Origin of the sequence: Bacillus sp. UNC322MFChir4.1 (assembly GCF_000746135.1) — a bacterium.
Lineage (GTDB): Bacteria > Bacillota > Bacilli > Bacillales > Bacillaceae_G > Bacillus_A.
Genome location: NZ_KN050812.1, coordinates 44,711 through 61,594 on the forward strand (window position 1 = coordinate 44,711; position 16,884 = coordinate 61,594).

Genomic DNA, 16,884 nt, shown 5'->3' on the forward strand with positions numbered 1-16,884 from the left:
GGAAATTGAGATTCCTTTTTTTCCAAACCATGATTCACTAACAATGTATTAATAATTTATTTTATCTATTTTTGATGTTCCTATAGAGTTCCACTACTTATGAAAGCGGCAGCAATAATACAATTTTTGCAAAAGAAACCCTAAAGAAAATTTATGTTTTTCATTTTTATTTTATGATTATGAATTAACGCATTATCTCTACTCATATATGAATCCCAATATAACAACACCAAATTAAACCGTCCCGCATCTGACATTCGCCTCCCTAAATCTAAACAACATATTTGCAAACAACAAAAAATCAGCTAAGATGGTAATAGTGTCTTTTTTAATAACAATGAGTAATAGAAAGGAATATAGTACGGTGAAAGATAAAAATTCTCGATATCAAATAGATTACGTTTTAATTCTAATTGTACTAGCAATCGCTACAGTAAGTTGTTTTGCTATTGCAAGTGCACAGCCGTCCTTACCGCCAAATTTACAAAAGGTTAACTTCGTGGCTAAACAAATCCAATGGTATGTAATTGGCGCGATCGCAATTGCTGCTGTTATGGTCATCGACTTTGACCGTTACAAGCAAATTTGTTGGTATTTATACGGATTCGCAATGATTCTTCTTATTGGACTTGAGTTTCATATTCCTGGTTCTCAAACGATTAAAGGAGCAACTGCTTGGTATAAATTACCGGCAGGACTTGGTAATTTCCAACCTTCTGAAATCATGAAACTCTTTTTAATTCTTGTCGTTGGCCGTATTATTGTAGACCATAATGAAAAATATGTAATTCGAACACCACGAGAAGATTTACTCTTACTCGGAAAAATATTTGCCGCAAGTTTACCACCGCTATTATTAATTGCAAAAGAACCGGATTTAGGAAATACGATGGTAATTTCAGCAATGCTAGCTGCCATGATTTTAGTATCTGGGGTTCGCTGGCGCTTTATTTTCGGTTTAGCTGGTATTGTTGTTGGAGTTGGTGCGATACTTGTGTATATTTACTTTGCACACACCGCATTCTTTAAATCACATATTTTACAAGATTATCAATTAGATCGTTTCTATGGTTGGTTACAGCCTTATGAATACCCAACACAAGGTTATCAGTTAACCCAAGCTGTTTTAGCGACTGGATCAGGTGAATTGTACGGCAAAGGCTGGGAAAATGGACAAGTATATTTCCCTGAACCTCATACAGACTTTATCTTTACAAATATCGCTGAGAAGTTTGGATTTTTAGGAGGAAGCGTCGTTATTTCACTATTCTTCCTACTGATTTATCGTATGATTCACATTGCATTAGAAAGTAACGATCCATACGGCAGTTATATATGCGCCGGAACAATCGGAATGTTTACATTCCAAGTATTCCAAAATATCGGTATGACAATTGGACTACTTCCTATTACCGGTATTACATTACCGCTTTTAAGCTACGGTGGTAGTTCCTTAGTCACCTATCTAATTGCAATCGGCTTCATTCTAAACGTACAGTCACGAACGAAGAAATTTATGTTTGATTAAACCATATCCAAGTGATATGGTTTTTTTCTTACCCTCTTAGCGGTATACTAATCAAAAAAGAGGAGGTAATCTCATATGAAATATGATGTGATTGGCGATATTCACGGCTGTTTAGAGGAATTTACATCATTAACAAAACAGCTTGGTTATACATGGGATAGCGGGTTACCTGTTCATCCACAAAAACGGCAGCTTGCTTTCGTAGGCGATATTACAGATCGCGGTCCCCATTCTCTTCGAATGATTGAAATTGTGTGGGAACTTGTCATACATAAAAAAGAAGCATATTATGCCCCGGGGAATCATTGCAATAAATTATATCGTTACTTTCTTGGGCGCAAGGTACAAGTAACACACGGCTTAGAAACAACTGTTGCAGAATACGAGGCATTAAACACACGCGATCAAAAGATTATTCAGAAAAAGTTTATTGACCTGTACGAACAATCACCGCTCTATCACGTGCTAGATAACGGAAAACTCGTTGTTTGTCACGCTGGTATTCGCCAAGATTATATCGGAAGAAGCGATAAGAAAGTGCAAACTTTCGTTTTATACGGGGATATTACAGGTGAAAAACACCCTGACGGTTCTCCTGTCCGCCGTGACTGGGCGAAGCATTATACTGGGGAGGCTTGGATTGTATATGGGCATACACCTGTACAAGAACCTCGCTTCGTCAATCATACTGTGAATATCGATACGGGATCTGTATTTGGCGGAAAATTAACCGGGCTTCGTTATCCAGAAATGGAGACCGTTTCAGTTCCTTCTTCCATGCCGTTTGTACCGGAGAAATTTCGCTCTATTGACTAAAAAAAGCTGATGGAACCCTTATTCCATCAGCTTTTTCATATCTTCAGGCAACTCCGCATGAAATGTCAGTTGCTTTTCTAATATTGGGTGATAAAATGTTAAATTTGTACTATGCAGTGCTTGCCGCTTTATTTCATCTGTTTTCCCGCCGTACAAATCATCACCAAGTAACGTATGACCAAGATGCGCCATATGCACTCTAATTTGATGCGTACGCCCTGTTTCTAATTGAAGTGCTACATGCGTTTTATCTTTCCATCTTTTTTGCACATGAAAATGAGTCACGGCTCGCTGTCCATCCCCGCGCACGATGCGTTCAATAATACTATCATCTTTTCGGGCAATTGGGGCATCAATTGTTCCGTTATCCTCTGCGACGATTCCATGAACAATCGCTTCGTATGTTCTTTTCACTTGCTTTTGCTGATGTTGCTTCGATAACAAATGGTGAATAAAACGATTTTTGGCAATTAACATTAAACCAGATGTATCCCGGTCAAGCCTAGTAACGATATGTACTGTACTTGCAAGACTTTGCTGATCATAATAATGCAAAAGAGCGTTTGCTACACTCCCGCTCGGATGCTCTCTTGACGGAATTGTAGACATATAAGGCTCTTTATTAAGAACAAGGACCGAATCATCTTCATACACAACAGAAAGAGGGATATTCTCACTTAACATCCCTTCACTTCTTTGCTCAGGTGGAAAACAAACTGCTAACTTTTCACCGTCTTGCAAAACATGACGCACATTTACATGATGTTCATTCACTTCAATCGCACCGCCACGAAACTTTATATCCGTTAACGCTGCCTTTGAAATACCTTTCGTTTTCAAAAATTCTCGAATAAGCATTCCTTCATCAGCCTTTGCTATACACCAAGTTAACGTAAACCTTTTCAATTGCATAACCCTCTCTAATGATGTGTTCACAATGGAAAATCGCCCGTATGAACATAATTAGCATTTTGATTTTTCAACACCTAAGCCGCTGCCACGCAGAAACAAACGAACCTCTACTTCCTTTGTTTTACCCCTTGCACGTGGCAGAAAAAGGCCTGACCGTCACTATGCACGGCCAGACGCTCTCGCCTCTCTAAAAAGAAAGGGCTTGTTTCAAATCGTATTTATATAGCAGCGAGTGCTTTTCCCGCTGCTATAAGTTCCCTCTTACTGATCCGCAACAAATGAATCACGCACTCGCTTCCAAAATGGAAATGGGCGAAACCTAACAAATCGAACTCTTTGATCTGCCACTCGATATTGAATCGATTTGACATCTTGGTGAACCATCGCTAAATGATCAATTGTAATTTGTAAGTTCATTCCAGTAACTGGTTTTAACACACATGTATGATGCTTCGGTAATACGAGCGGAGATCCAACCGTACGGAAAACGCGATTATTAATAGACGCCATTTCCGTAACTTGAATCGCTTCCAAAGACGGGTGAATAATTGCACCGCCCAGCGCTTTATTATACGCAGTACTACCAGAAGGTGTTGAAATACAGAGACCATCGCCGCGGAATGTTTCAAAATATTCACCGCGAATTTCTACATCCATAACAAGCGTTCCTTCACTACTTTTTACGGTTGCTTCATTTAGCGCTAAATATTGTGATTCTTTAGTCCCATTCATATAACGAATGATGACCTCTAATAATGGATATTCAACAACTTGAAAAGGCGTTTTCGCAATCGCAATGACAAGCTTCTCAACTTCTGTCGGTAACCAATCTGCATAAAATCCTAAATGCCCGGTATGCACCCCGACAAATGCTGTTTTATCTAACCGATCCTGGTAGCGATGAAACGCATGCAGCAGCGTTCCATCTCCCCCAACGGAAATTACAATATCCGGCTCATTTTCATCCATTGTAAGTTCAAAATCACGTAAGTACTCTGTCATCGTACTCGTAAGCGCATTTGATGATTGATCTCCCTTTGACATAATTGCAAACTTCATCGCTCAACACCCTTTAGTTTATTATTCTGTTTCCTTCGATTCTTTTTTGCGTGAAAAAATCTTTTGTGCCTCTTTAATTTCAAGACGAATCGAAGACATTTCTTCGTCTAATAAGTAAGCTGCTTCAGCTGCGCGCTGCAAACGCACTTTAATATCTTCTGGAAAACGTCCACGATATTTATAATTTAAAGAATGCTCGATTGTTGCCCAAAAATTCATTGCTAACGTGCGGATTTGAATTTCAACTAACACTTTTTTCTCTCCGCGAATCGTTTGCACAGGGTAACTAATAACAACGTGATAGGAGCGATATCCACTTTCTTTCTTTTGCGTCACGTAATCGCGTTCTTCCACAATTTCAAAATCGTTACGTTGTCGTAAAAACTCTACAACCGGCTTAATATCATCAACAAATTGACACATCATCCGAAGCCCGGCAATGTCTTGCATCTCTTCTTGCAAACGACTGAGCGAAATGTCTCGTTTTTCTGCTTTATCTATAATACTTGCAACAGATTTGACTCTGCCTGTTACAAACTCAATCGGCGAATGTTCGGCCAACATTTCAAACTGAGAACGCATTCCTTTTAATTTTACTTTTAATTCTCCTACAGCTTGATGATAAGGAGCTAAAAATTCTTCCCAATTTCGATCCAATGTAACCACCACCAAAACAAATCAGTTTCTTTTATCTCACTGAAAGCTTTCTTTTATCCCGCATTAACGGGCAGTAATACTCCCGCCTCAAAATTCAGCAAAAGCAAAGAGGTTAGGCGGGAGGTAAACTGCCCGTAAAAGCCCGATTAGTTCAACTAATAATCATTGGAGGATGACCCCCCACTGATTAAAGTTTCACTTTATAGAAACACTTTTTCTACTTCATTTACGAGTTCCTCACCGTAATTTGCATTTCCTTCAATATTTCCAATTAAATACTCTAATTCTTCTTTCATTTGTTCTAACTCAATTTCAACGTCTTGAATACGAACAAACATCTTATCATCGTTCTTCATTGCGTGTTTTAATTCTTCCCAACACGTATGTGGGATGCTTATGTAAATAAAGGTTGTTTCATTCTCTAAAATATATAAAAATGATAAATTATCTGAATCCACAAGTACGTGGCTACGCGCCTTCAATTTTTCTACACATAACTCTGTATTTTCTGCACAAAAAATAAGAGCATTCTCTCTTTTTTCTACGCTCTTAACTTGAATTTTATTTTGCATACTTTAACTCCTCCATATTATACTTCCTGTCATTATCAACATTTTCATTGTAACATAACATACACTGAAACAAATAAAACATTGATTGAAATTTAGGAAAAAGCGATAATGATTAACAGATATTTCATAAAAGGAGCGTACATATGAAACAAGAAATTGAGATTGAATTTAAAAATATGGTTACAAAAGAGGAATTCCATTCTTTATGTCACACATTTTCCATTACAACATTCGCAAAACAAGTGAATCATTATTTCGAAACACCAGCATTTTCATTAAAAAACGCAGGTGCTGCCCTTCGTATTCGCTATAAAAACAACACCTATACGCTAACACTAAAACAGCCAGCAGAAATTGGCTTGTTAGAGACACATCAAACTTTAACAGAAGAAGAAGCAAACAATATGATTGAAACAAATACATTAATCAAGGGTGCCGTTTCTAAGCAATTAGAAAACCTCCAAATCCCTGTTTCTTCACTACAATATATGGGAAGCTTAACAACTGAACGAGCAGAAACAACATTCGAATGCGGTACACTCGTATTCGATCATAGTTTTTATTACGAGCATGATGATTACGAAATCGAATATGAAGTAAGCGATGAGCAGGCTGGACAAGCAGCATTTTCTTCTTTCTTAGAGAAACATAATATTCCAGTTCGACATACAAAAAATAAAGTGCAACGCTTTTTTCTTGCCAAAGAACAAAAAGAGCAATAAACTAGCAAAGGATTGATTGAGAGCTATTTATTTGCCCTTCATAACAATCCGTTGCTACAATAAAGTGAAACTTCCTTTTGTGAGGTGCTTTTCCTCACAAAAGGAAAGCTCTCACAAATTAAACCTTACAGTATCTCTTGCCTATCTCTTTGTCTTACTACAAATAATAGCGGGGATAGATATATATTTGATGGAAAAAGGAGTCACAAGGATGAACAAGCAACCAACGACACCATTTGAAGCAATTGGCGGTGAACAAGGCATTGCAAAATTAGTTGATACATTTTATTCCTATGTCAGTAAACACCCTGACTTATCTCCCATCTTCCCAGACGATTTAACGGAAACTGCTAGGAAGCAAAAACAATTTTTAACGCAATATTTAGGAGGACCAAGCCTCTATACAGAAGAGCATGGTCATCCAATGCTACGAGCTCGTCATTTGCCATTTGAAATTACCCCAAAGCGGGCAAAAGCCTGGCTCTCATGTATGGAGCAAGCGATGGATGATACTGATGTACATGGACCGATTCGTGAGTTTGTATTTGAGCGTTTGACATTAACTGCACAGCACATGGTTAATACTCCTGAAACAGGTGAAGCTTAATGGATAAACAGGAAACAAGACATACTGTACCAATCTCTCTTTCAAGATGTGAACCAAAGTCTGTAGAAGCATATTTATTTATTGATCCACTCTGTAAAGATTGTTGGGAAATTGAGCCAATCATAATTAAATTATGGCTCGAATATGGAAAATACTTTTCACTCCGTCACATCGTTACTGGTAAAGTAGAAGGGGCTATTTCCCCATCACACAAATGGAATAAACCTGCTAATATTCGATTTGTGTGGGAGAGAACAACAAGTTTACAAGGGTTTTCTTGCGATGGAAAAGTATATACACACGGCGGTGCATCAACTCCATATATCACTTCAATTGCAATTAAAGCAGCAGAACTACAAGGTCGAAAAGCAGGTTCGAAATTTTTACGAAAACTACAAGAGTCTATTTTACTTGAAAATATAGCGAAACCAACTATAGATACGCTGCTTACTTGTGCAAAGCAAAGTGGAATTGATGCGGAAGAATTTAAACAAGATTTACATTCTGTAAGTGCGACAAAAGCATTTCAATGTGATTTAAAATTTACGAATGAAATGCACATTACCGAAATTCCTTCTCTCGTGTTCTTTCATGCGAATTCAAACGAAGAAGGAATTAAAGTTGGCGGTATTTATCATTACGATGTATACGTACAAGTATTAAAAGAAATTGTAAAAGAAAACATCGAACCGCAACCTCTTCCTCCTCTAGAACTATTCCTAGAGCACGTTCAGTTTATGTCAACAAAAGAAATTGCCTTTATTTATAATTACTCTGAAAACGAAGCTGAACGAGAAATGAAAAAATTGTTATTGAAGAGGAAAGTGCGCATGATTGATAGAAAATGTGAACGGTATTGGAAATGGATTACAAAGGAAAACGACCTAGTGTAAAACACTAGGTCGTTTTCTTTACGGCTTATAAAAATATTAAAGGGGATGGGAGAAATTTCACGTTCAAACAAAGGGGTATATGTTTGTATGTGAATTCGTTCACGTTTATTATATTACAAGATTCGACGTTAATTGACAACCTCTTTTGTCGAATTTCACATTTCTGTCACATTCTAAACGTTTTCATTTTAGAATACAATATATAAAGAGTCTTTTTAGGAGGGTTTTCATTGAAAAAATCCTATCTTGTCTTACTCCTTTGTATTATTTTTTTGTTTTTTTGTTTATACGTTCTCTCATTATTACAAGTGTTTCCGCTTATTTTAGCAATTCCACTTTTATTTGGAGCAATTATATTCACTGTATCTTATTTTAATAACCACAAACGTTTTAAAGGATTCTAAATAAAGTGAAACTTTAATCAGTGGGGGGTTTTCTTCATCCCCCACTGATTATTAGTTGAACCAATCGGGCTTTTACGGGCAGTTTATCTCCCACCTAACTTCTTAAGAAAAGCGGAAGCGGCTCGCTCAGAATCGCAGGACGCCCAAGCCCCTGACAGAGAGGCGCTTTTTGCCTCGTCCGAGGGGGCGAAACGACCGGAGATTCTAGCCGCTGGAGCTGGACAATGCTTTCGCTGAATTTTGAGGTGGGAGTATTACTGCCCACGAATAGCGGGATAAAAAAACGAGAGTCATGCGACTCTCGTTTTCTGTCTACTTCTCTTCAAATAGAAGTGCTTCTAATTCATTTAATTTCTCTTCAAATACTTGCATTGCTTCCTTCACAGGCTCTGATGACGTCATATCAACACCAGCTTTTTTCAATACTTCAATTGGATAGTCAGAGCTTCCTGCTTTTAAGAACTCATTAATGTAACGTTCTACAGCCGGCTTACCTTCTTCTAAAATTTGTTTTGATAAAGCAGTTGCTGCACTGAAGCCCGTTGCATATTGATATACATAATAATTGTAATAGAAATGTGGAATACGGGACCACTCTAAACCAATTTCTTTATCGATCACTAAGCTATCGCCGAAATACTTTTTATTTAGCTCATAGTAAATATCCGTTAACATATCTGGCGTTACAGCATGACCTTCTTGCACTTTTTGATGAATCACATGTTCAAACTCAGCAAACATAGTTTGACGGAATACCGTACCACGGAAACCTTCTAAATAATGATTTAATAAATATAGACGTTTCTTCTTATCATCTGTCGTTTTTAATAAATAATCATTAAGAAGTGCTTCATTACATGTAGACGCTACCTCCGCGACGAAAATCGAATAATCGCCATACACGTAAGGCTGTGTTTTTCTTGTATAGTAACTATGCACAGAATGGCCAAACTCATGCGCCAGCGTAAATAAATTATTTACATTGTCATGCCAGTTCATTAACACATATGGATTTGTTCCATATGCACCAGATGAATAAGCACCGCTTCGCTTCCCTTTATTTTCATATACATCTACCCAGCGATTTTCATACGCTTCTTTTAAAATCTCTACATACTCTTCCCCAAGTACATGTAATGATTGTAAAAGAATATCTTGCGCTTCTTTATATGTGACGTTCATTTTCACTTCTGGTACGAGCGGTGTGTATAGATCATACATGTGCAATTCTTCTGATCCAAGTGCTCGTTTCCGAATATCAATGTAACGATGTAATAAATGTAAGTTTTCATTTACTGTTTCCACAAGCTGATCATACACAGACTCTGGAATATTATTATTGCTGAGCGCCGATTGGCGAGCAGAATCATATTTACGGACTTTAGAATAAAAATTATTTCGTTTAATTGCACCGTTTAATGTGCTCGCAAATGTATTCTTATATTTTCCATACGTTTCATATACTGCATGAAACGCATCATGACGAACACGCGGATCATCACTTTCTAAAAACTGAATATAACGTCCGTGCGTCACTTCTACATCTTCCCCATTTTCATCTTGAATAGATGGGAATTTCAAGTCTGCGTTATTAAGTATACCAAATGTCTTACTAGATGCACTCATCACCTCAGAAGCTTGAGCTAATAACGCTTCTTCCGCCTCTGATAATACGTGAGGACGTTGACGCGTAATTTCTTCTAATGCATGCTCGTATACCTTTAGTTCTTTATTTTCTTGTAAAAATGATTGCAGTGTCTCTTCTGCGATTGTTAAAATTTCTGGCAGAATGTACGCCATGCTACTTGATACTTGTGAATACAAACTTGTCGCGCGGTCATTCAACGCTTGATAAGCTGAATTTGTTGTATCTTGGTCATAGCGCATATGTGCGTATGTATACAGCTTACCAAGACGCATTGATATTTCATCTTCATACTGCAGCGTCTCTAACAATGCATCTGCTGATTCGCCAAGTTTTCCTTTAAATTCCGTCAGCTTTGGTAATAGCTCTTTCACCGCTTGAAATTCTGTTTCCCACTCTGCATCTGTTTGGAAAATATCTTCTAAGCGCCACGTATTTTCTACTTCAATTTCACTACGCGCCGGCAATGCCTTTGCTGTTTTTTGTTCATTCATTTATAAACCCTCCTTAATCAGATCCTACATAAATCCGTTTTGATTCTTCAACATATAAGTCGCTGCTATGCAGAAACAACATACCCGCTACTTGCATTCTCCTTTTGTTTACAATCACGCCTGTGGCAGAAAAAGGTCTTGACCGCTGCTATGCATGGCCAGATGCTCCCGCCTACCTAAAAAAGGAAAGGGTTTTATGTTATTTTTTCAATTCGTATTTATATAGTACAATTCGATTCTTCTTATGTAATTCCTTCTGGGTACTTTTCTATTATATCCGTTTTCCCTTCACTCATGTTGTATTTTGCTTTCAGAAGCATAAGAGATTCTGTTAAAAATAAACGATCAAATCTCCTCACTTCCTCTTCTGTTTTAGGAACAATAAAACAACGCAGTTTTCGATATTTGTAAACATCTACTTGCTCAATTTCCCCAATTACACATAAAAATTGCATATACTCTCTCACTGCCTGCTGCCAAAATATTTGCGGGAAATATGGCAAAAAGCGCCTCCGAATCCCTATGTGCCGGTCAACATACTGAAAAACAGTATGCAACGAAAAATAGTCTCCTACCGCAAATTTTCCTAATAGCTCAATTAAAATATAAGCTTGCCATATGAAAGGATGGGTACGAAATGCCAAAAGCGACGGTACTGGAACACCGACCTCAGCAGGAAAACAAGAAAGGGATATGCGATGCTCATAAAGAAGCTCTAAAAAAGAACGCTCGCCCGTTTCCACATATGAATGCTATTCGCCCTAAAGCGCTGTTTTTTATTCATCCACTCTTTTTCTAAACGTTCAATGGAAATAGGTGATGTTGTAAGAAGGTTTTTGAATGTAGTGATAGAAAGAGGAAAATAAATTGCATGTGAAAAAACGATAGACGAGGAAAAAGGTAAAAGAAGATTACATTTGAAAAAAGCTTTTGCATCGGGGCAAAAATAGAGGAGATATGGATTGGGATGATATTGCACACAGCAGGAATGAAAAGAGGAAAGTGACAGCCAATATGCTCCGTGACGTTTGAGTTGATTCCCTCCTAAAATCCATAATATTTGAATCCCTTCTTTCCAATACCCTTCTGTTCGTTTTAACAACTGCTGCTCTGATAAAGTAGCACATTGATATTCAATCGCAATTTGCCGATTATCAATTGTGACAAACAAATCAGGTCGTTGCTGAATTGCTGGTAAATAGTGCTCTAATTTTACCGAACAAACTTGTGACTGAAACCACCTATATAACTGCTCTTTCCCCCGCATATGATACGCCGATTCATTTTCAAACTCAATTTTACAGTTATGTGATTTCTTATGAGCAAAATGCCATTGTTTTTGTTTTCCTAATTTCAGCTGGACTTCGAAGTGACAAATGGGACAGAAAAAGCGCTCATTCTTCCGCAACATCATTAGTTGCTTTTCCTTCCAGCCATGAAGAAGATGAATTTCTTCTCCATTTTCTCTCTTTGCAACAAACATAACATCATTCCTTTCTTCCGCACTAGACTATTCGACACCAACGAAAAAGTTCCTGCTGAAATAAAGTGAAGCTTCCTTCAGTTAGGTTTTTTTCTGAAGGAAAGCTCCCACCAATCGGGCCGTGAAGTGCTTAAATATACTACCCTAAATTAGCGGGACAAAAAAAGACTCATTTTCATGAGCCTTTAAAGTAACGGAGATAATAAACGATATGTCGATTCCACAATTCGCATCACAAGGCGACGGTTATTAAAACGATCAACATGAATTTCATTCGACACCTGTAAGTCCTCTTCAAAATCGGTCACAAGTTTGCGAATACTGTTTGTATCATATAAAAAGGCATTCACTTCAAAATTCAAATGAAAACTTCTCATATCCATATTTGCCGTTCCAATTGATGCGATATCAGAATCAACAATTACAACTTTACTGTGTAAAAATCCTTTTTCATATTCATATACTTTAACGCCTGCCTCTAACAATTCGGGAAAATAGGAGCGAGACGCATAAAATACAGTCCTCTTATCTGGTTTACTCGGCATTAACAAGCGAACATCAATCCCTGCTAAAGCTGCTACTTTTAACGCTGACAAAATATCATCATCGGGAATAAAATATGGCGTTGCGATCCAAATTGATTTTCGCGCTGAAGCAATCATCGCAAAGTATAAATGTTTAATCGTTTCCCACTTATTATCAGGTCCGCCTGCAACGAGCTGCACGCCTCCCTGTCCTTCTCCTTTTACAACATCCACCTGTAAATAATCAGGAGTTAATACCGCTTCTCCCGTCATATAAAACCAGTCTTGTAAAAAGATAAGTTGTAAACTTCGCACTGCTTCGCCTCGTAAATATAAATGCGTGTCTCGCCAAAAACCAAAATATTTATTTTCTCCTAAATACTCGTCACCGATATTTAAACCACCAACAAATCCTTCATTTCCGTCAACAACAATAATTTTCCGGTGATTTCGATAGTTAATTTTGTCATTTAAAATCGGAAACCGTACTGGAAAAAACGGAACCATTTCCACGCCGGCATTGTTCAATTCCTCAATATATGTGTTTGAAAGTTTAAAACTTCCTACCGCATCATATAAAAATCGAACGACCACACCTTCTTTTGCTTTTTCGATAAGGATATCCTTAATTTTTGTGCCAATTTTATCATCACGCACAATATAATATTCCATATGAATATGATGCTTTGCCTTTTTCAATCCATCTAAAATTGCTTGAAATGTCTCTTTTCCATTTGTTAATACTTTCGTTTCCGTATGAAACGAAATATTTAATGCCCCTAGCCGATCAGCTAACCGAAATAACAATTCTTGATGTCCATGCTTTTTCAATATACGATTTTGATCGTACTCATGCCCTTTATATTGTAAAAATGCTTGTTCGTCTAGAAGTGCTTTCTTTTGAAACATTCGTTTCCTTCGAAAATTTTGTCCAAACAGAAGATATGCAAAAAATCCAATTACCGGAAAAATTCCAAGTACAATTAACCAAGTTAATGTTTTCGAGGGCTGGCGATTTTCTAAAAAAATGACAAAGCCAATTAAAAACCCTGATATTGTAAATAAAATACTTATAATTCCTAAAAACGAAATATCTTTAATGCCAATTACATCTGAATAAAATGTTACATCAATAAATAAACGCAACGAAATAAATACCATAAATAAACCAATTAAAAAGAACAATAGCTTCAACGTATTTTTCATATCCGCCCCCCTTACTTACAATCACTGTTCGTATATACGCATTTAAAAAGCCGATTTCATTATAAGGAAATCGGCCTACATTCCAAGAGAAAAATGCTGACGAATTGTTTCAAGTGCACGTTCAGCAACAATTTGCTTTCCATATTCACGAACACGATAAATTGTTAAAGCAGATTCCTCTCCATATTCTAAGATCACACTTAAGATACGGTCAATCTCCTCTTCATCGTGCACTACCTCATCAAACTCGACATATACATAATAGCGGTCTTCAAATGAATATAACTCATCTTTTACCTCTTCAAATATAAGTCGATGACTTAATGAAATAACGTGCTCAAAATCGTCAAATTTAATTAAAAAACCGAATGTGCCATCTTCATTAAAAATGGCTCCTACCTCTTCTAATTCCTGTTCAAATAACGATTCAATTTGCTCATCTAAAGGAATATCAATAATCTTATCAAGACCAATTGGTAACTCTAGTTTTTGCCCGTCTTTTGAAAGCTGCGCTTTCGTTACAAGTACTTCAATTCCCTTTTCAAGCGCCTGCACTTGAATCCAAAGTGGCCCATCTATAAAAAAGTCATCATGGTCACGCACTTCATCCATCATTTCCCAAAACAATTGTTCACTTTTATCGCGATTATACCAAATGTCTTCGCGGTCAAATCCGCGGTCTTCTATATCAATGTACGAGATATAAAATTTCATCGTATGATCATTAACTCTTTCAATATCCATAATGCACCTCTCCCTTCCTATTTGGAATGGTTATGAAGGGACTCCCCAATCATATTACAAAAAAAGTTAGAATCTTGTACTCTCATTTTATGATAAGATGCGCCAGAATGGAAATAAAATCACCTTATTTGCTAAAAAAACAGTTATTTACCTAATTTTTGAGTTAACATAGCAGCAAGTATGAATTGAAAACTGAATGAAAAGCCCACTTTTTTTAGGTGGGCCAGTACATCTGACCATGCATAGTAGCGGTCAGGACCTATTTCTGCCTGGGCGGGATTTTAAACATAAGGAGAATGCAAGTAGTGAGCTTGCTGTTTCTTCATAGCAACAACTATTAATATTGAAAAATTAAAATGGATTCCAATTATTACGCTCTCTTCTCCCTTCCAAAAACATTGGACATGCTTTCGCTGGAATTGATTGTCCTATATTCTTTTTTCCTGCATATGATGTAAACGAAACAAGCTTACGATGCTTAAATAAAATCCTTCTGTTACATATGACGTGAATGAAAACAAATCCGCTCCTAATAGACGATATTTCTTCCTATTAGGACTGAGTAAATGGAGGCAATTTGAATGGATTTAGACTTTCTCACATCCATCTTTATCATCGTTGGTATCGATGTTGTATTAGGCGGCGATAACGCCATTGTCATTGCACTCGCTAGCCGAAACTTGCCAGAAGCAGAACGGAATAAAGCAATTATTTTAGGAACTGGTTTAGCCATCGTATTACGGATCCTACTCACAATAATGGCCGTTTATTTACTTAATATTCCCTTTTTGCAATTAGCAGGTGGCATTTTACTTTCTTTCATTGCAATTAATCTTCTTACAGATAATAGCCATAATATGTCTAATATTAAGGCAAAGACAACATTATTCCAAGCTGTACGAACAATCGTTTTTGCAGATCTTGTTATGGGATTTGATAATGTACTAGCAATCGCAGGAGCTTCTCATGGAGATATTACATTAGTTATTATCGGATTACTCATTTCTATTCCTATTATTATTTGGGGAAGTAAACTTATTTTATTATGCATGGAAAGATTCCCTCTTCTCGTTTATATCGGCGCTTCAATCTTAGCTTACACAGCCGGTCGCATGGTAATGCATGAAGAGAATCTTAGAACATTTTTCGAGGCAAAACCACTTTTCACAGCAAGCATTCCTTTTCTTTTTATGATTACAGTGTTACTAGTTGGAGTTGTTGTAAACCAGGTAAAGCTGCGGAATACTTGAGCGATTTATCACTGAACAGGGTTAGTAAATATAAAGAAAAAACCTAAAAAACTCTTTTTTAAGGGGGGCGTGAGCTGCTGGCCTTGCGCAGTAACGGTCAGAGCTTTTTTCTGCCACGGGCTGGCTTTTAAACATAGGGAGAATGCAAGGGGTGGGTATGTTGTTTTTTCATAGCACCAACTTGTAGTGTTGAAAAAATCGGAATGGATTTACATACAATATCGGTCGTTTGACGAAATATACAGTATCTGCTTTGCACAAAATAAAAAAAAACTGATTCACACATTCTGCTCAATCAGGATTAGGAATCAGTTCTTTTGTCATATTATATTAATTTACAAGGCGCTGCGCTTCTCGTAATTGGAACGTTCTCACTGTTCGTGGTAAGAAACGACGAATTTCATCTTCGTTATAACCAACTTGTAGGCGTTTTTCATCAATGATAATAGGACGACGAAGAATGCCTGGGTAATCACGAATAAGATTATATAAATCTTGAAGAGGTAAAGACTCTAAATTAATATTTAATTCTTGAAAAACTTTAGAACGAGTCGAAATAATCTCATCTGTTCCACTTTCCGTCATACGTAAAATCTCTTTAATTTCCTCGATCGATAATGGATCTGAGAAAATATTACGTTCTGTATAAGGAATATGGTTTTCCTCTAACCATAATTTCGCTTTTCTACAAGACGTACAACTTGGAGAACTATATAGTGTTACCATACATTACTCACTCTCCTTAAAAAGTACAAATTCTGTACTATTTCACATTTTTATAATGATACTCAAACAAATTTTGTATTACTCATCTAAAAATAAAGAACTTCAAAACTTATAAACGAACTTCTCTAAAAAAATAATTATTTTAAATAAGTAACTTCTATAATCATTATACAATAGAACAGAACAGAAATATACAACAATTTTTATTCATAATATACATAAAAGTTATGCAAAAGATGTGCATTTTGTAAGAAAAATATGTACAAAACAAAAGAACACCTGTTCTCAATTTATTTTATCAAACTACTTTCCTGCTGTCTATACAAATTTTACAAACACATTCTTTTTGTTGAACAATTCTTTATTTTTCGTCTTTTTCGACATACAATAGAAATATACTTGTGCAAAGGGGGATTACATATGGGAGCTTTTTTTCTTGATTTTGTAATCGTTGCAGCATTAGTCATTGGGATCACCGCAACTATTGGAATTATTACAAATGGGATTGGCGAAAAATTGTTTGGTCGTAAAGACAAAATGAAATTCGTAAATAAATCTGCAGAAGTGCAAACGGGCTGGAATCAAGTTGGTGGTAAAGGGATTTATAAAAAACATACGTATTAAAAAAGAAGCAGGATTCGA

General features: G+C 36.7%; 16 protein-coding genes and 1 pseudogene. 8 read left to right on the forward strand and 9 right to left on the reverse strand.

All coding sequences use genetic code 11. The features are described 5' to 3' along the window. Positions 1 to 364 precede the first annotated feature (364 nt). Positions 365 to 1,528, forward strand: coding sequence for an FtsW/RodA/SpoVE family cell cycle protein (locus tag BR72_RS22150; RefSeq protein WP_035437187.1), 1,164 nt, complete (start codon positions 365 to 367; stop codon positions 1,526 to 1,528). Positions 1,529 to 1,603: 75 nt separating this feature from the next. Next, on the forward strand, positions 1,604 to 2,344 hold the full coding sequence (prpE, locus tag BR72_RS22155; RefSeq protein ID WP_035437190.1) for a bis(5'-nucleosyl)-tetraphosphatase PrpE: 741 nt from the start codon (positions 1,604 to 1,606) through the stop codon (positions 2,342 to 2,344). 18 nt (positions 2,345 to 2,362) lie between these two features. Here the strand turns inward: prpE and BR72_RS22160 are convergent, their stop codons facing one another. The 4 genes from BR72_RS22160 to BR72_RS22175 all read right to left on the reverse strand — a co-directional run bounded on the left by BR72_RS22160 (position 2,363) and on the right by BR72_RS22175 (position 5,544). Further along, the gene (locus BR72_RS22160) at positions 2,363 to 3,250 is read right to left on the reverse strand and encodes an RluA family pseudouridine synthase (RefSeq protein WP_035437192.1); all 888 of its coding nucleotides are present in this window, start codon (positions 3,248 to 3,250) and stop codon (positions 2,363 to 2,365) included. A gap of 267 nt (positions 3,251 to 3,517) precedes the next feature. Next, positions 3,518 to 4,315 (reverse strand): NAD kinase, encoded by a 798-nt coding sequence (locus BR72_RS22165; RefSeq protein ID WP_035437195.1) that lies wholly within the window; start codon positions 4,313 to 4,315, stop codon positions 3,518 to 3,520. Positions 4,316 to 4,336: 21 nt separating this feature from the next. Further along, the gene (locus tag BR72_RS22170; protein ID WP_035437198.1) at positions 4,337 to 4,972 is read right to left on the reverse strand and encodes a GTP diphosphokinase; all 636 of its coding nucleotides are present in this window, start codon (positions 4,970 to 4,972) and stop codon (positions 4,337 to 4,339) included. Between the two features lie 200 nt (positions 4,973 to 5,172). Continuing rightward, a complete protein-coding gene (locus BR72_RS22175; RefSeq protein ID WP_035437205.1) occupies positions 5,173 to 5,544 on the reverse strand; it encodes a UPF0738 family protein in 372 nt (123 codons plus the stop codon). Positions 5,545 to 5,687: 143 nt separating this feature from the next. Here BR72_RS22175 and BR72_RS22180 point away from each other — a divergent pair, with 143 nt between their 5' ends. The 4 genes from BR72_RS22180 (at position 5,688) to BR72_RS26875 (ending at position 8,170) form a co-directional block, all read left to right on the forward strand. After that, the gene (locus BR72_RS22180) at positions 5,688 to 6,266 is read left to right on the forward strand and encodes a CYTH domain-containing protein (protein WP_035437207.1); all 579 of its coding nucleotides are present in this window, start codon (positions 5,688 to 5,690) and stop codon (positions 6,264 to 6,266) included. A 211-nt stretch (positions 6,267 to 6,477) separates the two neighbouring features. After that, on the forward strand, positions 6,478 to 6,873 hold the full coding sequence (locus tag BR72_RS22185; protein ID WP_035437210.1) for a globin domain-containing protein: 396 nt from the start codon (positions 6,478 to 6,480) through the stop codon (positions 6,871 to 6,873). Then, a complete protein-coding gene (locus tag BR72_RS22190) occupies positions 6,873 to 7,766 on the forward strand; it encodes a ClpXP adapter SpxH family protein (protein ID WP_035437213.1) in 894 nt (297 codons plus the stop codon). The genes BR72_RS22185 and BR72_RS22190 overlap by 1 nt, the downstream gene beginning before the upstream one ends. Positions 7,767 to 7,996: 230 nt before the next feature. Next, entirely contained in the window at positions 7,997 to 8,170 is a 174-nt protein-coding gene (locus BR72_RS26875) for a hypothetical protein (RefSeq protein ID WP_090995533.1), read from the forward strand. 312 nt (positions 8,171 to 8,482) lie between these two features. Here BR72_RS26875 and pepF read toward each other — a convergent pair whose 3' ends face one another. The 4 genes and pseudogenes from pepF to mecA all read right to left on the reverse strand — a co-directional run bounded on the left by pepF (position 8,483) and on the right by mecA (position 14,266). Further along, a complete protein-coding gene (gene pepF / locus BR72_RS22195; RefSeq protein ID WP_035437216.1) occupies positions 8,483 to 10,309 on the reverse strand; it encodes an oligoendopeptidase F in 1,827 nt (608 codons plus the stop codon). 242 nt (positions 10,310 to 10,551) lie between these two features. Beyond that, positions 10,552 to 11,792: pseudogene (locus BR72_RS22200) on the reverse strand (competence protein CoiA). Between the two features lie 185 nt (positions 11,793 to 11,977). Beyond that, on the reverse strand, positions 11,978 to 13,522 hold the full coding sequence (cls, locus tag BR72_RS22205; protein ID WP_035437220.1) for a cardiolipin synthase: 1,545 nt from the start codon (positions 13,520 to 13,522) through the stop codon (positions 11,978 to 11,980). Positions 13,523 to 13,597: 75 nt separating this feature from the next. Further along, on the reverse strand, positions 13,598 to 14,266 hold the full coding sequence (gene mecA, locus BR72_RS22210) for an adaptor protein MecA (RefSeq protein ID WP_035437223.1): 669 nt from the start codon (positions 14,264 to 14,266) through the stop codon (positions 13,598 to 13,600). A 581-nt stretch (positions 14,267 to 14,847) separates the two neighbouring features. Here mecA and BR72_RS22215 point away from each other — a divergent pair. Then, positions 14,848 to 15,516 carry a TerC family protein gene (locus BR72_RS22215; protein WP_035437225.1) on the forward strand — a complete coding sequence of 223 codons (669 nt, stop codon included), beginning with the start codon at positions 14,848 to 14,850 and terminating at the stop codon, positions 15,514 to 15,516. A gap of 330 nt (positions 15,517 to 15,846) precedes the next feature. Here BR72_RS22215 and spx read toward each other — a convergent pair whose 3' ends face one another. Beyond that, on the reverse strand, positions 15,847 to 16,242 hold the full coding sequence (spx, locus tag BR72_RS22220) for a transcriptional regulator Spx (RefSeq protein ID WP_035437228.1): 396 nt from the start codon (positions 16,240 to 16,242) through the stop codon (positions 15,847 to 15,849). Positions 16,243 to 16,662: 420 nt separating this feature from the next. On the opposite strand from spx, the gene BR72_RS22225 reads away from it, so the two are divergent. Continuing rightward, complete coding sequence (locus BR72_RS22225) at positions 16,663 to 16,866, forward strand: hypothetical protein (RefSeq protein ID WP_035437230.1); 204 nt, start codon at positions 16,663 to 16,665, stop codon at positions 16,864 to 16,866. Positions 16,867 to 16,884: the final 18 nt, after the last annotated feature.